Raw genomic sequence first — 17,002 nt, 5'->3', positions numbered from 1 at the left:
CCTCCATTAACCTCTAGTATCGGTTGGTTTTCCGTGCGCATCGGCCGATGAGCGAAAGGCGGGCGGCGTGTCTGTTTCGAGTTCGGGGATACCCCCTAAGGATCGCGCCCAAGAGGGAATCTTGTGGCACATCAAAAGCGAGGGCCTCAAGGGCGGTGACCGCTTGATGCCCGAGCGCGAGCTCGCCGAGAGGCTCGGTGTGTCCCGTACCGCCTTGCGGGCCGCCATCACGCAGCTCGTCTCCACTCACGTGCTGGAGAGCAGACAGGGGTCGGGCACGTACGTGCTCCCTCCTAAGCCCATCAACATCTTTCAGGAGATTTACAACTTCTCCGATGCCGTCCGCCGAGCCGGTCGAGAGCCCGGATCGCATCTCGTGTACGCCCGTCTGATCGAGGCGGATGAGGACCTCGCCGAGCGAATCCAGCTTCCCGTGGGTGCGCGCCTGTTCGAGATGCGCCGCATCCGCTTCGCTGATGACGAGCCCGTCGCGATCGAGACCGCCTATGTCAATTACTCGATCTGCCCCGGTATTGAGACGCATGATTTCGAGACTGAGAGCCTCTACGACGTTCTCGGCGAGAGCTACGACGTCCATGTTGGCCATGGGCAGGAGCGCATCAGCATCGCCCGCGCCACCGCTGAGGAGGCCCTGCTCTTGCAGGTTGAGGAAGGTTCTCCTGTCTTTTTCGAGCGCGCTCTCGAACGTCAGGCGGACGGCGTGCCCGTCGAGTACCTAAAGGCAGTCATCCTTCCGAGCCGCTATCGCTTCGCCAGCAACGGCTGCGAGAACGGCTCCAGGCCCAAGGGGGTGAAGAGTTCATGGCTCACCTGGTAAAAGATTGCGCTTCCGGCGGCTCTGAGCCCCGTTACCTCGCGATCAGGTCGATCATCCGGAACCGCATCGTGGACGGCACGTACGCCGCTGGCACCGCGATCCCCTCCGAGCATGAGCTTTCGACGGAGTTCGACACGACGCGTCTGACGGTGCGCAACGCCATAGACGGGCTCGTCACCCAGGGGCTGATCAGACGCGTGCAGGGCAAGGGCGCCTATGTGTCCCGCGTCGGCCAGGGCCAGCACGCGCACGCTACGGGATTTCGCGCGTGGGTCAAGGCAGATGAGAGTGCGCCGTCCGTACGCCAGCTCTCCAAGACCAAGCGCGCCGCGGGGCCGTGGTACGCCGACCTCTTCGACATCGACGAGGACGACGAGCTCTATTCGATCCGCCGCCTGAACAGCATCGACGGCGTTCCCGTCTCACTCGAACAGACGCTCATCCCTGTGAAGTTTTTCCCGGGGATCGAGGACGTGGACGTCTCGGTGTTTAGCCTGTATGAGACGTACGCGATGTGCGGACGCAAGGTGGCGCTCGCGCAGGAAAAGCTCGATGTCGTCGCGCTGTCCATGCGCGATGCGGGCTTGCTGCAGGTCGAGCCCGGAAGCCTTGCGCTCTCCCTCGAGTGCCTGAGCTTCGATGAGCAGGGGCGTCCCGTCGAGCATGCCTACGCGCTCAACACGGGTCGCAGGAGCGGGTACACCTACGAGTATTGATCAATTGGGGGCAGGTACAAATTACGCAGCTTGTTCCAGGGGGTTTCGTGGGGCGTCGGCAATCGGACCGGCGCTCCGTTTTGACCTGTGTCCCGACTCCATATGGGTGTAAGTGAAGTATCGGCGCCATACGGCCTTCCATGTGGGCGGGAGTCTTCGCGGAATATTCGCAACTTATATTAGTTTCTATGAATTTAAAATCAATTACCGTCCAGAATCGACCGCTCAGCGGAAGGAAGGTCGCGCTCCTCATAATTGGTATCAAAAAGTGTATAACTGAGATAACGCAAGTGGTGTCAAAATGACGCGACTTGATAAGTGGATTCAGATCCAAGGCGAAGGGAGCATCCATGAAGGAGACCGAGAAGATCGAGATCATGAACTTCGACCAGGAGGGCTACCTCGAGGACGGCAAGGCCCTGTATGAGACGGGCAAGCTCATGACGGCCATGGCCGACCGCGTGGCCGACGAGGGCTATGACGCCGTGTTCCTGATGGGCGTCGGCGGCACCTGGGACGAGCTCATGCAGCTCGAGTACCTCATGAACAAGTTCGGTGACAAGGACCTCGAGGTCTACCTCATCCACGCCGCCGAGTGGAACGTGATGGGCCATAAGCGCATGACCGAGAAGTCTGTCGTGCTCACCGCCTCCGAGTCCGGCACCACCTCTGAGGTTCTCGAGGCCTGCAAGAAGATGAAGGAGATGGGCATCCGCGTCTTTGCCATGACCAAGCCCGGGGGCCTCATCGGCCAGGCAGTGGGCGCCGAGAACTGCGTCGCCATGGCCAGCGACCACGGCTCCGGTGGCTGCGAGAAGGGCTACTACCTCGCCGACTGCTTCGGCCTGCGCCTGCTCAACCGCCGCGGCTGCTTCCCCAAGTTCGACCTGTTCATCGAGCAGACCAAGGACATATGGAAGGACATGCTCGACATCCGCAAGCGCTTCGAGCCCAAGGCCGAGGAGCTCGCCCGCAAGTACGCGCTGGCTCCCTACACCATGTTCATCGGCTCCGGCGCGCTGTGGGGCGAGACCATCCTCTACTCCATGTGCATCCTCGAGGAGATGCAGTGGAAGCGCACCCGCTCTATCACCTCCCATGACTTCTTCCACGGCACGCTCGAGCTCCTCGAGCCCGGTGTCCCCGTGTTCCTGTTCAAGGGCGAGGACGAGTGCCGCGCGCTCGACAACCGCGTCGAGGCCTTCCTGCGCTCCGGTGTGACCGGTGACGAGGACTACGTCATCATCGACACCGCCGAGTACGCCATTCCCGGCCTGGACGACGACTTCCGCGTCATCGTCTCCCCGTGGATCCTCACGGTTCTCGCCACGGACCGCATGGCCCGTCACTACGAGACCGTCACCAAGCACAACCTGAAGTACCGTCGTTACTACCATCAGTTCGACTACTAGGGCGTGAGATGCGCCCAGGTGGGCGCGATGCGATAAGGCATAGGGGGGCGGCCGAGGCTACTCGGTCGCCTTTTTCAAATTTACGAGTATGAGATGAGCGACGTATGAGCGAGATCTCGAACAATGGCGGCATCAGGACCATCCTTCTTCCCTCGGCACCCTTTGGGATCCCCGAAGTGACCGCCAACGATGCCGACGGCACGTGGTCCCTTCGCAAACTCGGCAATCCCCAGCCGGATGTGTACGCCATGGCCGATGTGGCGGGATGCGCGGTTAAGGAGCTCGAGTGCGAGGGGACCGCTGGCCCCGCCGTCGGCGAGGCCCAGGGTATGGCCATGCTGGGGGAGGTCCTCAAGAACCCGGGCAAGGTCGCTCGAGCGAACAGGTACAAGAGCGGCGCATACTGCGCGGGCGTTTACCTCGAAGTGACCCTGCGCGACCCGGCGGCCGAGAAGTTGGTTATTCCCCTATGGGGCCGTGAGCTCAAACGCGGGTCGATGGCGTATCGGCAGGTGATGGAGAGCGCCGGGACGGTTAAGGCGGCATTCGACGAGATGATCGAAGGTGTTCGGCGTGGCTAAGCGCGTCGAGGTCTCGTCTTACGACAAGGCCGTCGAGGGAATCTTGAACCATATCGTCACCTGCGACATGCGGCCGGGGGATGCCTTCCCGCCCGAGCGGGAGCTTTGCGACGAGATCGGGGTGTCGCGCACGACGCTGCGCAGCGCTCTCACGCACCTTGCCTCGACCCATGTCGTCGAGAGGCGCCAGGGTTCGGGCAATTACCTGTGCCAGAGCCGTCCGACGGTTCAGCTGGATGACCTGTCCGGCTTTTCCGAGATCGTGCGATCGATCGGGGGTGAGCCCTCCTCCCACGTGCTGACCCGCGACATCATCCCCGCCGGCGCGCGCGTCGCAAGCCATCTGTACCTCCCGGAGGATGGGCCGGTCTTCCATCTCGCGCGCCTGCGCCTGATCGGGGGCACGCCGGCCATGCTCGAGACCTCGTATCTCTCCCTTGCGAGGTTCCCCGGCATCGACAGGTTCGATTTCGAGGACGTCTCGCTGTCGCGCGTGCTTGCGGACGAGTACGGCGCCGAGGCGGTTCACGTGACGCTTCGCGTGACCGTTGCCCGCGCGACCGAGCGGGAGGCGAGCCTGATGGGTATCGAGCCCGGTGACCTGATCTTCCTCGAGTTCGGCACGCGCATGGGGTCCGACACGAACCCCATCGAGTACTACCGTACCCGATATAGTCCCAGCCATTTCAGGATTTCGTGCAAGACGGTCATGTAAACCGGGTGCGGCGAGTTAGGGTTTCGAAGAGGAGGCGACGCATGAAGGGCGCACGTTACCACGTCCCCGACCGGGGCGCGATCGAGGGGGTCCCGGATGTGAGGGCCCGTATCGAAGATGTCGACACGGTCTGCCCCGACGCCGTGCATGAGGTCACGGATGAGGCTGATCTGCCCCTGTACCTCGATATTCGCCGCGATCTGCACATGCGCCTCGCCATGGGGGAGTACACCACTGGCGCGGCGATCCCCTCGGAGGCCAAGCTCGCGGAGCAATACGGCACGACCAAGGTCACGGTCCGCAACGCCCTCGACGGACTGGAAGAGGAGGGGCTCATCGTCCGCGTCCAAGGGAAGGGCACGTTCGCCACGCATGGGCTCGAGGGCTCCGTCACGCATAATCCGCGGGGCTTCCGCGACTCGCATCGCCATTATCAGCGCACGCCGAGTGTCCGCGTGCTGGAGGCGACGGTGCGCGAGGCGGGCGAGTTCTACGCTCGGTTCTTCGGCGTCGCCCCCGATAGCGACCTGTTCTACGTCCGTCGCCTCAACTGCATCGACGGCGTTCCCTTCACCATCGAGCGGACGCTCATACCCTGCGAGCTCTTTCCGGGCATCGAAAACGTCGACGTGTCGATATTCAGCCTGTACGCCCTGTACGAGCTGCGTGGGCATCCCGTGGCCTGGGCGGTCGAGGAGCTCGAGGCGCAGGAGCTCAAGGCGCGCGATGCGCGTCTGTTGCGCGTGGATGCCAACGATCCGGCACTTGGCCTGACATGTGTGAGCTACGACGCCGATGGGCTGCCGTTGGAGTTCGTCAGGTCCGTCTCGGTGGGGGAGAGCGCGAGCTATCTCGTGCGCAAATAGCCCATATGGGCATATGACAGGGTAAAACGTTGTTTCGGACCTCGTGTCGTCTGATTCGCGTCCGATATGCACCGCTCGGCGAGATATTCATACCACTTGGCCGATGCGCTCTGAACGAGGACGATTGGTATTAAAAACATGCTATCTTATTATTGTTTTTGGTATGAAAAACATCCAAAAACATATAGAACTCTGTTCACGTTGAATAAGGAGGAGGAGCATGATTCTGCTAACGCGCGTCGATCACCGACTGCTGCATGGGCAGGTCGCGACGTCTTGGGTCAACGGCCTGGGATCCGATTGCATCTTCTGCGTCGGTGACAAGGTCGCGAACGACCCGGTGTGGAAGACCACGCTCAAGATGGGCAAGCCGACCGGCTGCAAGCTGGTGATCAAGGACATGGCCCACGCCATCGAGGCCATAAACAGCGGTGTGACCGACAAGTACCGCATGATCATCTGCGTGCGTTCGATCGAGGACGCCAAGCTGCTCATCGATGGGTGCCCCCAGATCAAGAGCCTGAACCTCGGCAACACGCTCGAGTCCCCCACCACCAAGCAGATCTCCCGTCAGATCTTCCTCGAGCCCGAGGAGGCCGAGATGCTCAAGGAGCTCGGCGAGCGCGGTGTCGAGGTGGAGATTCGCGCCCTCGCCGACGACAAGAAGGAAAACGCCCTCGCGCTTCTCTAAGGAGCCCGTATTGTCTGCCCTGACAGGAGGTACGACATGCTTGTCCAATCATTGATCTGTGCCGCATTCTACGTATTCGTCAAGTTCTTCGATTGCCAGCTCGGCACGCTGTATGCCTTCCGCCCCATCGTGGTCTGCCCGCTGCTTGGTCTCATCCTCGGTGACCTGCAGACCGGTCTCGCCCTGGGCGCCAGCATCGAGGCCCTGTTCATGGGCTCCGTCTCCATCGGCGCCTATATTCCGCCGGATGCCACGTCCGCCGGTGTCCTGTGCACCGCCTACGTGATCCTGCTCGGCTTGGACACCGAGGTCGCCGTCGGCCTGGCCATGCCCATTGGCACGCTGGTCCTCGCCCTCAGCAACCTGTTCCAGCCCATCACCAACTGGCTGCTGTCCTTCGTCCCGAAGTTCGCCGCCGAGGGCAACGGCGCCAAGCTCACCGCCCTGCACTTCTTCATCGCCCTCTACGTGGCGCCCGTCTACTTCGCGGTCATCTTCTTCGCCGTCTACCTCGGTTCCGACGCCGTGGCCTGGATCACCAACACGGTTCCCGAGTTCGTGCTGAACGGTTTTGCCGCCGCTGCCAATATCCTGCCGGTCATGGGCTTCGCGATGCTGCTGCGCCTCATCTACCGCAAGGAGCTTCTGCCCTTCCTGTTCCTGGGCTTCCTGATGACCTCCTACATGGGCGTGCCGGTGCTCGGCGTCTCCCTGATCGCTATCATCATCGCTGTTCTTATGCTGGGTATCTTTGACAACAAGCCTGCCGCTGCGCAGATCGAGGGGGCTGACGACGATGACTTCTAATGAGAGCAAGAGCGTCTACAAGACCGGCGAGCACGCCATCACCAAAGACGACCTCGTCAAGTCCGCGCTGAACATCGGCGCCCTGGGCATGGAGTTCTCTTGGACCTACGTGAACCAGATGGGCCTCGCCTTCGGCCTCATGGTCAAGAAGATGCTCAAGAAGATCTGGCACGACGATCCGGCCGGTTACGCCGCTGCCCTCGAGCGTCACACCGCATTCTTCAACATCACGGTCGCCCTCGCCCCGTTCGTCGGCGGTATCGCGATGTCCATGGAGGAGCGCATCAAGGCCGGCGAGCTGCCGCCCGAGTCCGTCAACGACGTCAAGGCAGCCCTCATGGGCCCGCTGTCCGGCGTCGGCGACGCTATCTTCCTGACGACCATCCGCGTGGTCGCCGCCGGCATCGCCGTCTCCATGGCCGCCGAGGGCAACCCGCTCGGCCCGATCCTGTTCCTGTTGATCTTCAACGTTCCTCAGTACATCCTGCGTGTCTGGGGTATCGTGAAGGGCTATGAGCTGGGTGTCGGCCTACTCGACGCCGCCTCCGAGTCCGGCATCATGGACAAGCTCATCAAGGGCGCCGGCATCGTCGGTATGATGGTCGTCGGTTCCATGACCTGCTCGATGTTCTGGGCAACCCTCGCCGTGTCCTTCGGCTCCGGCGAAGAGGCCACCATGCTCCAGGACGTTCTCGACGGCATCATGCCCGGTATGCTCGGCCTGGGCTGCATGGGCATCTACTACTGGCTGCTCGGCAAGAAGATCCATCCGTCCTTCCTGATCCTGGGCACCATGCTCGTTGGCGTGATCGGCGTCTATCTGGGCATCCTCGCCTAACAACGCATCTGACGCTTTTGGTGGGCACAGGGCGGCGACCTCCGTGGTCGTCGCCCTTCTCATTCGTTAAGACATCGCGATCTCTGCTGGACCCGAGCCCTCGCGCCGTTCACGGCGCCAAACCTACCGCCGGCGGAAACACGAGGATGCCGCTCATAGTGGTATTAAATAACGATAAGATGTATTGCAGTAAGTGGTATTAAAAACTCTCAAGTTGATATGAGAGACCACCGATCCGAAAGGGGAGCGGCAATGCAGGAGACCGAGAAGATCGAGATCATGAACTTCGACCAGGAGGGCTATCTCGCCGACGGCAAGGCGGCCGTAGAGGCGGGCAAGAAGATGGCCCAGATCGCCGACCGCGTGGCCGACGAGGGCTACGACGCCGTGTTCCTGATGGGCGTCGGCGGCACCTGGGACGAGCTCATGCAGCTCGAGTACCTCATGAACAAGTTCGGCGACAAGGACCTGGAAGTGTATCTGGTCCACGCCGCCGAGTGGAACGTGATGGGCCACAAGCGCATGACCGAGCGCTCCGTCGTGCTCACCGCCTCCGAGTCCGGCACCACCCCCGAGGTCCTCGAGGCCGTGAAGAAGCTCAAGCAGATGGGCGTGCGCACCTTCGCCATGACCAAGCCCGAGGGCCCGATCGGCCAGGCCGTGGGCGCCGAGAACTGCATCCGCATGGCGTCCAACCACGGCGCGGGCGGCTGCGAGATGGGCTACTACCTCGCCGACTGCTTCGGCCTGCGCCTGCTCAACCGCCGCGGCTGCTTCCCCAAGTTCGACCTGTTCGTCGAGCAGACCGAGAACGTCTGGGCGGAGCTTCTGGACATGCGCAAGCGCTTCGAGCCCAAGGCCGAGGAGTTCGCCCGCAAGTACGGCCTGGCTCCCTACACCATGTTCATCGGCTCCGGCGCGCTGTGGGGCGAGACGATCCTGTTCTCCATGTGCATCCTCGAGGAGATGCAGTGGAAGCGCACCCGCTACATCACCAGCCACGACTTCTTCCACGGCACGCTCGAGCTCCTCGAGCCCGGCGTCCCGGTGGTGCTCTTCAAGGGCGAGGACGAGTGCCGCGCGCTCGACAACCGCGTCGAGGCCTTCCTGCGCTCCGGCAAGACGGGCGATGAGGACTACCTCATCGTCGACACCGCCGAGTACGCCATCCCCGGCCTGGACGACGACTTCCGCGTCATCGTCTCCCCGTGGATCCTGTCCTCCCTCGTCACCGACCGCATGGCGGCGTATTACGAGACCGTGACCAAGCACAACCTTAAGTACCGTCGCTATTATCACCAGTTCGATTACTAAGAAGTCTTTTTAGCCCCACGTGTAAGGAGCAGCTCATCATGAGGCAGTTCATCATCGCTTCCCACGCGCATTTCGCAGCCGGCATTAACGAGAGCGTCTCGCTGCTGTCCGGGGAGCGCGACAACGTCCGCACGCTTTCGATGTACGTCGACGGCAACAACGACCTTGCCGCCGCTGCGGCCAAGATGCTCGACGAGACCCCCGAGGGTGACGACCTGGTTGTGTGCACCGACCTGTTCGGCGGTAGCGTGAACAACGAGTTCACCTCCATCGTCCAGCGCCGTCCCAACACCTATCTGGTCACCAACATGAACCTCCCTCTGCTCATCCAGCTGCTCTTCGCCGAGGAGGGGCGCGACACCGCCGAGGTCATCCGCGAGATCTGCGCCGCAGACGACACTCGTGTCAAGTTCGTCAACGACCTGATCGAGGACACCGGGGACGACGAGGAGTTCTAGCATGGTGTCGGGCAGGCGTTGCAAGCGTCCCTGCTCGTTGGCTCCATGAAGCTCGAATCGGTCATGAGAAACGCGCAGGCGACGTTTTTGCTCGCTTGCGCGTTTTGTTTACCGCGGTCGCGCGGGGCGGGCCAATCGGGGACGGTCGATCGGGAATAGGCGCGAATCGATTTGCCCCGTTCCGCGCTCGCGTGCGGTCGCACGGATTTCATTTGGGATGTGGGAACATGGGCGGAACCACCCATGAGAAAAACAAGCTCAGCATCGCGGAGAAGCGCCTGATCGGCATCGAGTCTCTCCAGTGGTGCGCGAACAACGCCGTGTACTTCCTCGGACTGATCGGCGCGGCGACCTACGATCTTGCCGGCACCGCCTTCCTGGTGGCGGTGATCACGCTCGTCCGAAACCTCGCGACCTCGATCGGCAACGTGGCGGCGGGCTCGGTCATCGACTCGATCGGCCCGCGTAAGACGACGGTGGCGGTATGCGCCTTCTCCGCCGTCACAAGTCTCTTGATCGGCTTGGGGCCCATCACCGAGGCGTCTCTCATGATTGCCGCCGCCGCGCTCGGCGTATCGGGCGGCTTCATCAACACCTGTACCCATGCGTACCCGGGCTATCTCATCGCGACGCTCACGGGGCGCCAGCGCCTGAACGGCCTGATGGTGTTCTACAGCAATATCGCGTTCACGCTCGGTCCCATCTTCGGCGGCGCGTTGGTGTCGACGTTCTCCACGCAGTCGGTGTATCTGTTCATGGCGGCGACGATGGCGGCGGCGGGTGTCTTGGCCCTCGGTTGCCACGAGGTGCTGCAGCCCGAGCGGGAGGAGGATGCGAAGACGGGCATTCTTTCCGGCATGGCCGACGGCGCGCGCATGACGCTCCAAAACCACGATTTGAGGCTCATCTTCATCTCCGGCTTCCTCGGCTTCTTCGCCTTCGGCGCCTTCGATTCCCTCGAGTCGCTATTCTACCGCGACGTGCTCGAGGTTGATGTCGTGTGGCTCGGTTGGCTGTCCTCGGTGGTGGGGTTCACCTCCTCGATCGGCGCGTGGCTGCTTACCAAGTTGCCCGACCGCATGGCCAACCTCACGCTGCTTTTGGGTTCCCTGTTCGGCGTGGGCCTGGCGTCCATGATCTACGTGGGAACCGATATCCTCGCGGTAGCGATCGTCGGCCAGTCCATCAACGGCCTCGCGTGGGGTTTTTTGGAGCCCCTGCAGATGATTCTCGTGCAGGAGAAGGCCCCCATCGCATATCTGGGCCGCATCATGGGTTTCGTGCGTTTCGGCCTCATGAGCGCAGGTGTGCTGCCGCTGCTCGCAGCGCCCGCGCTTGCCGAGGCGTTCGGTGTGCAGGCGGTGCTCTTCGCGGCGTCGTGCATCATCGCGCTGGTAGGGGCCGTGTTTCTTTTTTGGTCAGGTCAAGCGTGCCCGCTCGCGGGCGGCGCAGTCTGAGTGATGGGGAGATATGGGAATGTGCAAGGATTGGAAGGGCGGCGGGGCGCCCGGGGCGTTCCCCTTCAAGGCCGTCATCTTTGATATGGATGGGGTGCTCGTCGACACCGAGGTGTACTACCTCGACTGTCGCGGGCAGTTCCTCGCGGAATCGGGCGTGGAGGTGTCCCATGAGGAGCTGCTCCAACTCGTGGGCGCCTCGGTGAAGCAGGATCGGGCGAACATGCTCAAATGGTTCACCCGCTCTGGGATATCCATCGACGCCGAGGGCATCGAGATGCTCGAGGGCGCCTGGTGGCAGGGGCGCGACATCGACTATGCCACGCTGCTGAACCCCGGCGTCAAGGAGACGCTCGTCGAATTGAAGCGCCGGGGCGTGCGCCTGGCACTCGCCTCATCTTCCTCGCATCGTAATATCGCGCAGGTGCTCTCGGATTGCGGCTTGGGTGGGTTTTTCGAGGTGATCACCAGCGGCGAGCAGTTCCACGAGAGCAAACCGAACCCCGAGATCTACCTGCACACGCTGGAGAGCCTGGGCTTGTCCGCGGGCGATTGCTGCTGCGTGGAGGATTCGATTCCCGGCATCGCGGCCGGCAGGGCCGCCGGCCTCACGGTCATCGCCAAACGCGAGGAGCGCTTCGGCTTCACCCAAGATGCCGCTAACGCGATCATCGATTCGATTTCCGACGTTCTGGATCTATAGGATTCTGGTTACGGGTGAATGTCGACCTGCCATTTTCAGGTGATTTGTCGTGCTGCTGCCGCGAACTGCCGATTTGCGGCCAGCTGGCCGCTGCCACGAACTGTTGATATGTGGACAGCTGGCCGCTGCTTATCTCTGAGACTTGTTGCTTTTCAAAGTATGGCTTGGAACGGCGTCCCGATAGATCGCTCAGTGGGTGTTCGATGCCCGGTTTTGCGCTATTGCATAAAACCGGGCGATTTTCGGCTGCGCTTGTATGAGTAAAAGCGTGTTTTGCTTTCTCTCCCATTCGGTTTCTCCGATGTGGTCAAAATACCCTGATTGTGCGGCGATAGGTTTAGGATGATTTGGCAAAACCGCAGGATTGGAGATGCTGTCCAATCCGCTAATGGCGACGGGCGATCGCGTCTCGGGATTTCAGATGATAAAACCGCAGGAAATGCGCTTGCAAACAATTATGCATGTCGTATTTTGTTGTTATTTCAGCGCACAATCAGAGTATTTTGACCAACATCGGAGATTTGTATGTTGCGCTGCCGTCAAGGGACAGGCCGCAGTTCGCTTCACTGGTTGTCGGACTGATGCGACGGACGGGGTTGTAGCCCGAAAAGCCCCGAACTCGTCTTTGCAATATGAGCGGAAAGCACGTGCTCGTCGGTGCCGCGTATGCGGGCGAGCTCGTGCAGCGCGCGCATGAGTGAGGATTCGATTTGGCCTGCAGAGTAGGGAGTGTCCAATGGATCGGGGACGTCGGTTTCCAGCAGGAGTCGATCAAGGGGGATTTGCCGTGCGTATTCGCGCCCTCGTTTGGTTGCGAGCATGCGCTCACTCACCGAGAAGAAACATCCGGCGTCGAGTGCCCGTGTAAGTTGGTCGCTTGTGCCCGAAAACCAATGGAATATGCAATGGGCGATCGCGGTGAGTCCGTGGCGTTCGAAGACGTCGAGCGCCTCGCCCGCTGACCGGACGGCGTGGATGGACAGCACGCGGCCCTCGACGGGGTGTCCGGCGCATGCGCGGGCGATGGCTTCAAGGGCATCCAGTTGTCTTTGGGCGTTTGCGGCGTAGCGGGGACCGAAATCGAGCCCCATCTCGCCAATGAAGCGGCTGGCGGCTGCGAGTTGCGCGGCCTGCTCGATCTCGATCTCGCCGCATCTCCCGTCTGTGATCCACCACGGATGGAGTCCCACGCCCACACGAATGTTGGGCATGGTGCCGAAGCGGGCTTGCGCGGCGAGCGTGTCGGTGGGGGAGACGGTAGTGCAGAACAGGGCTATGCCATCCGCCGCCGCCTCGCGCGCGACCTCATCTGCGTTGGTCATGCGGTCGAGATGGCAGTGCATGTCGAACAAGCGCCAACGGTGTTCGAGCCCCATCGTTTCGATGCCCATTTTCGAGGTGGTTTCGACGCTTGGGCTCACGGGCGGCGTCGCTTCCTCGCGCCCGCTTCGCCACGCGCCCGCGCCCATGTTTCCGTTCACGCGCGCCCGCCCCGCTTGCCCGCTAGCTGCCCTTTTTGCGCCGCATCGTGCATGGCGAGTGCGGCGGAGACATCGTCGCCCTCTCCCAGGCCGGAGATGTGGCGCAGGACCTCGCCTGCGATTATTTGGCCCATGATGGGCGGCATGAAGCTCGCGGTGCCCAGGTCGGTGCGTTCGGACCGAGCGGCCCCCGGGGCGGCGGCGATGCGCACGGGCTCTTCGCAGGAGTAGAGGACACGCAGATGGCGGATGCCGCGCTTGCGGCATTCCTTGCGCATGATGCGTGCAAGGGAGCAGTTGACCGTCTTGTGCACGTCGGCGATGCGCAGGCACTCGGGGTGGATCTTCTTGGCGCCACCCATGGAGCTGATGAGCTCAAAGTCGCGCTCTTGGGCTAGGGCGGCGAGGGCGAGCTTGGTGGAAACGGTGTCGATGGCATCGACCACGTAGTCGATGTGGCCACCCGCCTCCTCGAGACAGGCCTCGTACAGTTCTACGAGGTTCTCGGCGAGCACGAAGGCGTCGTGCGCGAAGACACGGCAGCTCGGGTTGATGTCGGCGATCATGGCGGCCATGACGTCGACCTTGCGTTTGCCCACGGTGCTCTCGAATGCGATGGCCTGACGATTGATGTTGGAGGGGGCGACCACGTCCTTGTCCACGATGACGAGCGTCCCGATGCCGCCGCGCGCGAGCGCCTCGATGCAGCTCGAGCCTACGCCGCCGCAGCCGAATACGAGCACACGGGCGTCTTCGAGACGGGAGAGCCGTTCGTCGCCGAGCATGACGCGCAGGCGGTCCTTCATCGTTTCCATGGGTGCTCCTCGTGAGTGATTGGGTGCGTTCTCGGCAGGTATTGTAGCAACCTGCCCGGCGTCGACCTGCCTGCGACGGCTTCTTTCGCCCGTCATTCGAGATGCAACCGAAGTCACGATTTTGGTATGTGGATCGTGACTTCGGTTGCATCTCGTTGGGAAGCGATGCAATTTTCGATGGAATTCGGCGCCGGTGGCGAATAGCCGAGCGGACGTGCGCCTCGACAATTCATCGAGAATTCCTGCAGCGGCTGGATTCATGCGACAATAGAAACGTTAGACCAGTTAGACCCCCAGAAATGGAGTCGTTAATGGCAGAGTTCATCTACCAGATGTATCAGGCGCGCAAGGCGCATGGCGACAAGGTCATCCTCGACGACGTGACCCTGTCTTTCTATCCCGGTGCCAAGATCGGCGTCGTGGGCCCCAACGGCATGGGCAAGTCCACGCTGCTCAAGATCATGGCCGGCCTCGAGGAGGTCTCCAACGGCGATGCCCGTCTCACCCCTGGTTACACGGTGGGCATCCTGCAGCAGGAGCCGCCGCTGGATGAGGACAAGACCGTCATCGAGAACGTCCGCCTCGCTTTTGCCGACATGATCGCCAAGGTCGAGCGCTTCAACCAGATCTCGGTGGAGATGTGCGACCCCGATTGCGATATGGACGCCCTCATGGCCGAGATGGGCCGCCTGCAGGACGAGATCGACGCCGCCGATGGCTGGGATATCGACTCCAAGCTCGGCCAGGCCATGGATGCCCTTCAGCTGCCCGATTCCGATATGCCGGTGAACGTGCTCTCCGGCGGTGAGCGCCGCCGCGTGGCCCTGTGCAAGCTGCTGCTCGAGGCCCCCGACCTGCTGTTGCTCGACGAGCCCACCAACCACCTGGACGCCGAGTCCATCTTGTGGCTTGAGCACTTCCTCAAGAACTACCCCGGCGCCGTGCTCGCCGTCACGCATGACCGCTACTTCCTCGATCATGTGGCCGAGTGGATCTGCGAGGTCGACCGCGGTCACCTCTACCCCTATAAGGGCAACTACTCCACCTATCTCGAGACCAAGGCCGCTCGCGCCGCCGCTCAGGGTCAGCGCGAGGAGCGCCTGGCCAAGCGCATCGCCGCCGAGCTCGACTGGGTGCGTTCCTCCCCGAAGGCACGCCAGGCCAAGAACAAGGCGCGTCTGGCCCGTTACGAGGAGATGGAGGCCGAGGCTCGCGCCAGCCAGAAGGTCGACTATACCGATATCCGCATCCCCGTGGGTCCGCGCTTGGGCTCCAAGGTCCTGGTGGCCGAGCACCTGCACAAGGAGTTCGACGGCCGCGTCCTCATCGACGACCTCTCCTTCACCCTGCCGCGCAACGGCATCGTGGGCGTGATCGGCCCCAACGGCGTGGGTAAAACCACCCTGTTCAAGACCATTGTGGGCCTGGAGCCGCTCACCAGCGGCAACCTGGAGATCGGTGAGACCGTCAAGATTTCCTACGTGGACCAGATGCGCGGCGGCATCGACCCCGACAAGACCCTGTGGGAGGTCGTGTCCGACGGTCTGGACATCATGCAGGTCGCCGAGAACGAGGTCCCGAGCCGCGCCTACGTGGCGAGCTTCGGCTTTAAGGGTCAGGACCAGCAGAAGCGCGCCGGCGTGCTGTCCGGCGGCGAGCGCAACCGCCTGAACCTCGCGCTCACCCTGAAGCAGGGCGGCAACCTGCTGCTGCTCGACGAGCCCACCAACGACCTTGACGTCGAGACCCTCTCCGCGCTCGAGTCCGCGCTGCTGGAGTTCCCCGGCTGCTCCGTGGTCATTTCCCACGACCGCATGTTCCTCGACCGCGTGGCCACTCACATCCTGGCGTGGGAGGGCACCGACGAGAACCCCGGCAACTGGTATTGGTTCGAGGGCAACTTCGAGCAGTATCAGGAGAACCGCGTCGCTCGCCTGGGCGAGGACGCCGCCAAGCCGCATCGCGTCCACCGCAAGCTCACGCGCGATTAGTCAAAGCGCTGTCGCACACTGGGTTCCCGCATGAGAAGCGCCCCGCATCCGATGTCAGTCCGGATGCGGGGCGCTTTTGCGTGGATGGGCGGGGCTCGATGAGGACGCCTGGGATAAGACGCGTCTATTCGACTGCGGACAGCTCCCATTGGAGGCCAGTGCCCCCGCGCTTCTTGAGGGTGACGCGGATCGGCTCGATTGAGTCGGCGTGCTGGATGCGCAGGGGGAAGGTCGCGCGTGCCCGCGTGCCGGAGATAAGTTCGAGGGTGCGGGCGCGTGCGTAGTCCTCGGCGAGGAGCGTGAAGACGTCCGTGCCGTAGGGGAGCAGCTCGCACAGGTCGGCGATGAGTTCGCTGGCGAGGTAGACCTCGGTTGAGAAGTCGGTGGGATACGTGGCGAGAACTGCGGGTGACAGGGACGCGGGCGCCACGGAGAGGGACGTCGGGTTCGTGGCGAGCTGCGATGGGGCACATGTGGGCTCCAGAGGCGCCTGATCGGGCTTGGGCGAGATGGGGTGGGACTCGAGCTTCGTCTCGCGATCAATGCCGCTGTACGGGTCGTAGGTGACCGTGAGAGAGACGGCGGGGGAGGGCTGGGGGCCTCCCTCAACGCAGGCGCATGCATCGTCGGGCTCCGTGAGGGATGCCTTTTCATGTATGCCGGTCGTTTCGACAACCTCGACAGTCTCGACAGCCTCGACGGCCTCAGCAGTCTCGGTTGCCGGAGCGTCTTCTGGGATGTTCACAGCATCTGCGTTCGTGTTCTCAGAAGTGGCCTCTGTTTCCTCGGCGCGGGTCTGCGCGGCTGCGGCAGGGAGGGCGGGTGACTCGACTGCCTCAGTTTTTGCAATCGGCTCCGGCTCCGGTGCGGGCTCGGGCCGCTTCACGCGCTTGGGCCTCACTGGCTTGAGAGCCTTGTCGGCCTTCTTGCGTTTCCAGGGCTTGTTCGACGGGCCACCCGCGTCCTTGGCTTTGCCGGTTTCGAGCGCCGCGAGGGCCTCGTCCCAGGCGGGCTGGGCCATAACGGTGGCGTAGATGCGACCGCCCTTGAAGACGGTCAGCTTGACGAACTCCTCAAGCGCTTCGAGCAGGGCGCGGGTCGATTCGAATCCGAGATCGTCGGAGGTCATGCGGTCGCGCGCGAGCGCTTCCTCGACGGCGGGCATGAAGGTCTGCTTGCCGCATCCCAGCTCTCGTGAAAGCAGCTGGTAGAGGTAGATGCGGTTGTTGGGGGTGAGCTGTGGTGCTTGGACTTTGGTTGCCATGGGTGTCTCTTTCGTAGTTGTTCGCTACCCATGGTACCATCCCGCGCGGATGGCT

At 62.5% G+C, this 17,002-nt stretch carries 18 protein-coding genes; 14 read left to right on the top strand and 4 right to left on the bottom strand.

The window, feature by feature from the left end; translation table 11 throughout:
* The first annotated feature begins 67 nt into the window (after positions 1-67).
* The 13 genes from COLINT_RS03270 (at position 68) to COLINT_RS03210 (ending at position 11,396) form a co-directional block, all read left to right on the top strand.
* Positions 68-838 carry a GntR family transcriptional regulator gene (locus COLINT_RS03270; RefSeq protein WP_039910301.1) on the top strand — a complete coding sequence of 257 codons (771 nt, stop codon included), beginning with the start codon at positions 68-70 and terminating at the stop codon, positions 836-838.
* A complete protein-coding gene (locus COLINT_RS03265; protein WP_006722925.1) occupies positions 823-1,554 on the top strand; it encodes a GntR family transcriptional regulator in 732 nt (243 codons plus the stop codon). Before COLINT_RS03270 ends, COLINT_RS03265 begins: the two co-directional genes overlap by 16 nt.
* Positions 1,555-1,904: 350 nt before the next feature.
* A complete protein-coding gene (locus tag COLINT_RS03260) occupies positions 1,905-2,966 on the top strand; it encodes an SIS domain-containing protein (protein WP_006722924.1) in 1,062 nt (353 codons plus the stop codon).
* 104 nt (positions 2,967-3,070) lie between these two features.
* On the top strand, positions 3,071-3,547 hold the full coding sequence (locus COLINT_RS03255; RefSeq protein WP_006722923.1) for a hypothetical protein: 477 nt from the start codon (positions 3,071-3,073) through the stop codon (positions 3,545-3,547).
* Positions 3,540-4,262 carry a GntR family transcriptional regulator gene (locus COLINT_RS03250; protein ID WP_169302867.1) on the top strand — a complete coding sequence of 241 codons (723 nt, stop codon included), beginning with the start codon at positions 3,540-3,542 and terminating at the stop codon, positions 4,260-4,262. Before COLINT_RS03255 ends, COLINT_RS03250 begins: the two co-directional genes overlap by 8 nt.
* 41 nt (positions 4,263-4,303) lie before the next feature.
* Complete coding sequence (locus COLINT_RS03245) at positions 4,304-5,128, top strand: GntR family transcriptional regulator (protein ID WP_006722921.1); 825 nt, start codon at positions 4,304-4,306, stop codon at positions 5,126-5,128.
* Between the two features lie 220 nt (positions 5,129-5,348).
* Entirely contained in the window at positions 5,349-5,819 is a 471-nt protein-coding gene (locus COLINT_RS03240; protein WP_006722919.1) for a PTS sugar transporter subunit IIB, read from the top strand.
* A gap of 36 nt (positions 5,820-5,855) precedes the next feature.
* Positions 5,856-6,626 (top strand): PTS mannose/fructose/sorbose/N-acetylgalactosamine transporter subunit IIC, encoded by a 771-nt coding sequence (locus COLINT_RS03235; RefSeq protein ID WP_006722918.1) that lies wholly within the window; start codon positions 5,856-5,858, stop codon positions 6,624-6,626.
* Entirely contained in the window at positions 6,616-7,464 is an 849-nt protein-coding gene (locus COLINT_RS03230) for a PTS system mannose/fructose/sorbose family transporter subunit IID (protein WP_006722917.1), read from the top strand. The genes COLINT_RS03235 and COLINT_RS03230 overlap by 11 nt, the downstream gene beginning before the upstream one ends.
* Before the next feature lie 252 nt (positions 7,465-7,716).
* On the top strand, positions 7,717-8,778 hold the full coding sequence (locus COLINT_RS03225; protein ID WP_006722916.1) for an SIS domain-containing protein: 1,062 nt from the start codon (positions 7,717-7,719) through the stop codon (positions 8,776-8,778).
* 38 nt (positions 8,779-8,816) lie between these two features.
* Entirely contained in the window at positions 8,817-9,236 is a 420-nt protein-coding gene (locus COLINT_RS03220; protein WP_006722915.1) for a PTS sugar transporter subunit IIA, read from the top strand.
* 227 nt (positions 9,237-9,463) lie between these two features.
* Entirely contained in the window at positions 9,464-10,693 is a 1,230-nt protein-coding gene (locus COLINT_RS03215; protein WP_006722913.1) for an MFS transporter, read from the top strand.
* Between the two features lie 13 nt (positions 10,694-10,706).
* Positions 10,707-11,396: an HAD family hydrolase gene (locus COLINT_RS03210; protein WP_006722912.1), complete on the top strand. Its 690-nt coding sequence runs from the start codon at positions 10,707-10,709 to the stop codon at positions 11,394-11,396.
* A 189-nt stretch (positions 11,397-11,585) separates the two neighbouring features.
* On the opposite strand, the gene COLINT_RS08710 is transcribed toward COLINT_RS03210, so the two are convergent.
* The 3 genes from COLINT_RS08710 to COLINT_RS03200 all read right to left on the bottom strand — a co-directional run bounded on the left by COLINT_RS08710 (position 11,586) and on the right by COLINT_RS03200 (position 13,692).
* The gene (locus COLINT_RS08710; RefSeq protein ID WP_211203985.1) at positions 11,586-11,777 is read right to left on the bottom strand and encodes a hypothetical protein; all 192 of its coding nucleotides are present in this window, start codon (positions 11,775-11,777) and stop codon (positions 11,586-11,588) included.
* 182 nt (positions 11,778-11,959) lie between these two features.
* On the bottom strand, positions 11,960-12,772 hold the full coding sequence (locus COLINT_RS03205; protein ID WP_050750561.1) for a TatD family hydrolase: 813 nt from the start codon (positions 12,770-12,772) through the stop codon (positions 11,960-11,962).
* A 101-nt stretch (positions 12,773-12,873) separates the two neighbouring features.
* On the bottom strand, positions 12,874-13,692 hold the full coding sequence (locus tag COLINT_RS03200) for a tRNA threonylcarbamoyladenosine dehydratase (protein ID WP_006722910.1): 819 nt from the start codon (positions 13,690-13,692) through the stop codon (positions 12,874-12,876).
* Positions 13,693-14,003: 311 nt separating this feature from the next.
* On the opposite strand from COLINT_RS03200, the gene ettA reads away from it, so the two are divergent.
* Positions 14,004-15,683 carry an energy-dependent translational throttle protein EttA gene (gene ettA, locus COLINT_RS03195; protein WP_039910299.1) on the top strand — a complete coding sequence of 560 codons (1,680 nt, stop codon included), beginning with the start codon at positions 14,004-14,006 and terminating at the stop codon, positions 15,681-15,683.
* 124 nt (positions 15,684-15,807) lie between these two features.
* Here the strand turns inward: ettA and COLINT_RS03190 are convergent, their stop codons facing one another.
* Positions 15,808-16,947: a hypothetical protein gene (locus COLINT_RS03190; protein ID WP_006722907.1), complete on the bottom strand. Its 1,140-nt coding sequence runs from the start codon at positions 16,945-16,947 to the stop codon at positions 15,808-15,810.
* Positions 16,948-17,002: the final 55 nt, after the last annotated feature.

It is taken from the genome of Collinsella intestinalis DSM 13280, from assembly GCF_000156175.1.
In the GTDB taxonomy this organism is placed as follows: Bacteria; Actinomycetota; Coriobacteriia; order Coriobacteriales; family Coriobacteriaceae; genus Collinsella; species Collinsella intestinalis.
This window is presented reverse-complemented; position numbering and strand designations above follow the sequence as displayed.

What these genes read in the sequence shown, in the direction of transcription:
- COLINT_RS03265 (WP_006722925.1), top strand. Translation starts at nt 823, where the DNA reads ATGGCTCACCTGGTAAAAGATTGCGCTTCCGGCGGCTCTGAGCCCCGT.
- COLINT_RS03260 (WP_006722924.1), top strand. Translation starts at nt 1,905, where the DNA reads ATGAAGGAGACCGAGAAGATCGAGATCATGAACTTCGACCAGGAGGGC.
- COLINT_RS03255 (WP_006722923.1), top strand. Translation starts at nt 3,071, where the DNA reads ATGAGCGAGATCTCGAACAATGGCGGCATCAGGACCATCCTTCTTCCC.
- COLINT_RS03245 (WP_006722921.1), top strand. Translation starts at nt 4,304, where the DNA reads ATGAAGGGCGCACGTTACCACGTCCCCGACCGGGGCGCGATCGAGGGG.
- COLINT_RS03240 (WP_006722919.1), top strand. Translation starts at nt 5,349, where the DNA reads ATGATTCTGCTAACGCGCGTCGATCACCGACTGCTGCATGGGCAGGTC.
- COLINT_RS03235 (WP_006722918.1), top strand. Translation starts at nt 5,856, where the DNA reads ATGCTTGTCCAATCATTGATCTGTGCCGCATTCTACGTATTCGTCAAG.
- COLINT_RS03230 (WP_006722917.1), top strand. Translation starts at nt 6,616, where the DNA reads ATGACTTCTAATGAGAGCAAGAGCGTCTACAAGACCGGCGAGCACGCC.
- COLINT_RS03225 (WP_006722916.1), top strand. Translation starts at nt 7,717, where the DNA reads ATGCAGGAGACCGAGAAGATCGAGATCATGAACTTCGACCAGGAGGGC.
- COLINT_RS03220 (WP_006722915.1), top strand. Translation starts at nt 8,817, where the DNA reads ATGAGGCAGTTCATCATCGCTTCCCACGCGCATTTCGCAGCCGGCATT.
- COLINT_RS03215 (WP_006722913.1), top strand. Translation starts at nt 9,464, where the DNA reads ATGGGCGGAACCACCCATGAGAAAAACAAGCTCAGCATCGCGGAGAAG.
- COLINT_RS03210 (WP_006722912.1), top strand. Translation starts at nt 10,707, where the DNA reads ATGGGAATGTGCAAGGATTGGAAGGGCGGCGGGGCGCCCGGGGCGTTC.
- COLINT_RS03205 (WP_050750561.1), bottom strand. Translation starts at nt 12,772, where the DNA reads ATGGGGCTCGAACACCGTTGGCGCTTGTTCGACATGCACTGCCATCTC.
- COLINT_RS03200 (WP_006722910.1), bottom strand. Translation starts at nt 13,692, where the DNA reads ATGGAAACGATGAAGGACCGCCTGCGCGTCATGCTCGGCGACGAACGG.
- ettA (WP_039910299.1), top strand. Translation starts at nt 14,004, where the DNA reads ATGGCAGAGTTCATCTACCAGATGTATCAGGCGCGCAAGGCGCATGGC.
- COLINT_RS03190 (WP_006722907.1), bottom strand. Translation starts at nt 16,947, where the DNA reads ATGGCAACCAAAGTCCAAGCACCACAGCTCACCCCCAACAACCGCATC.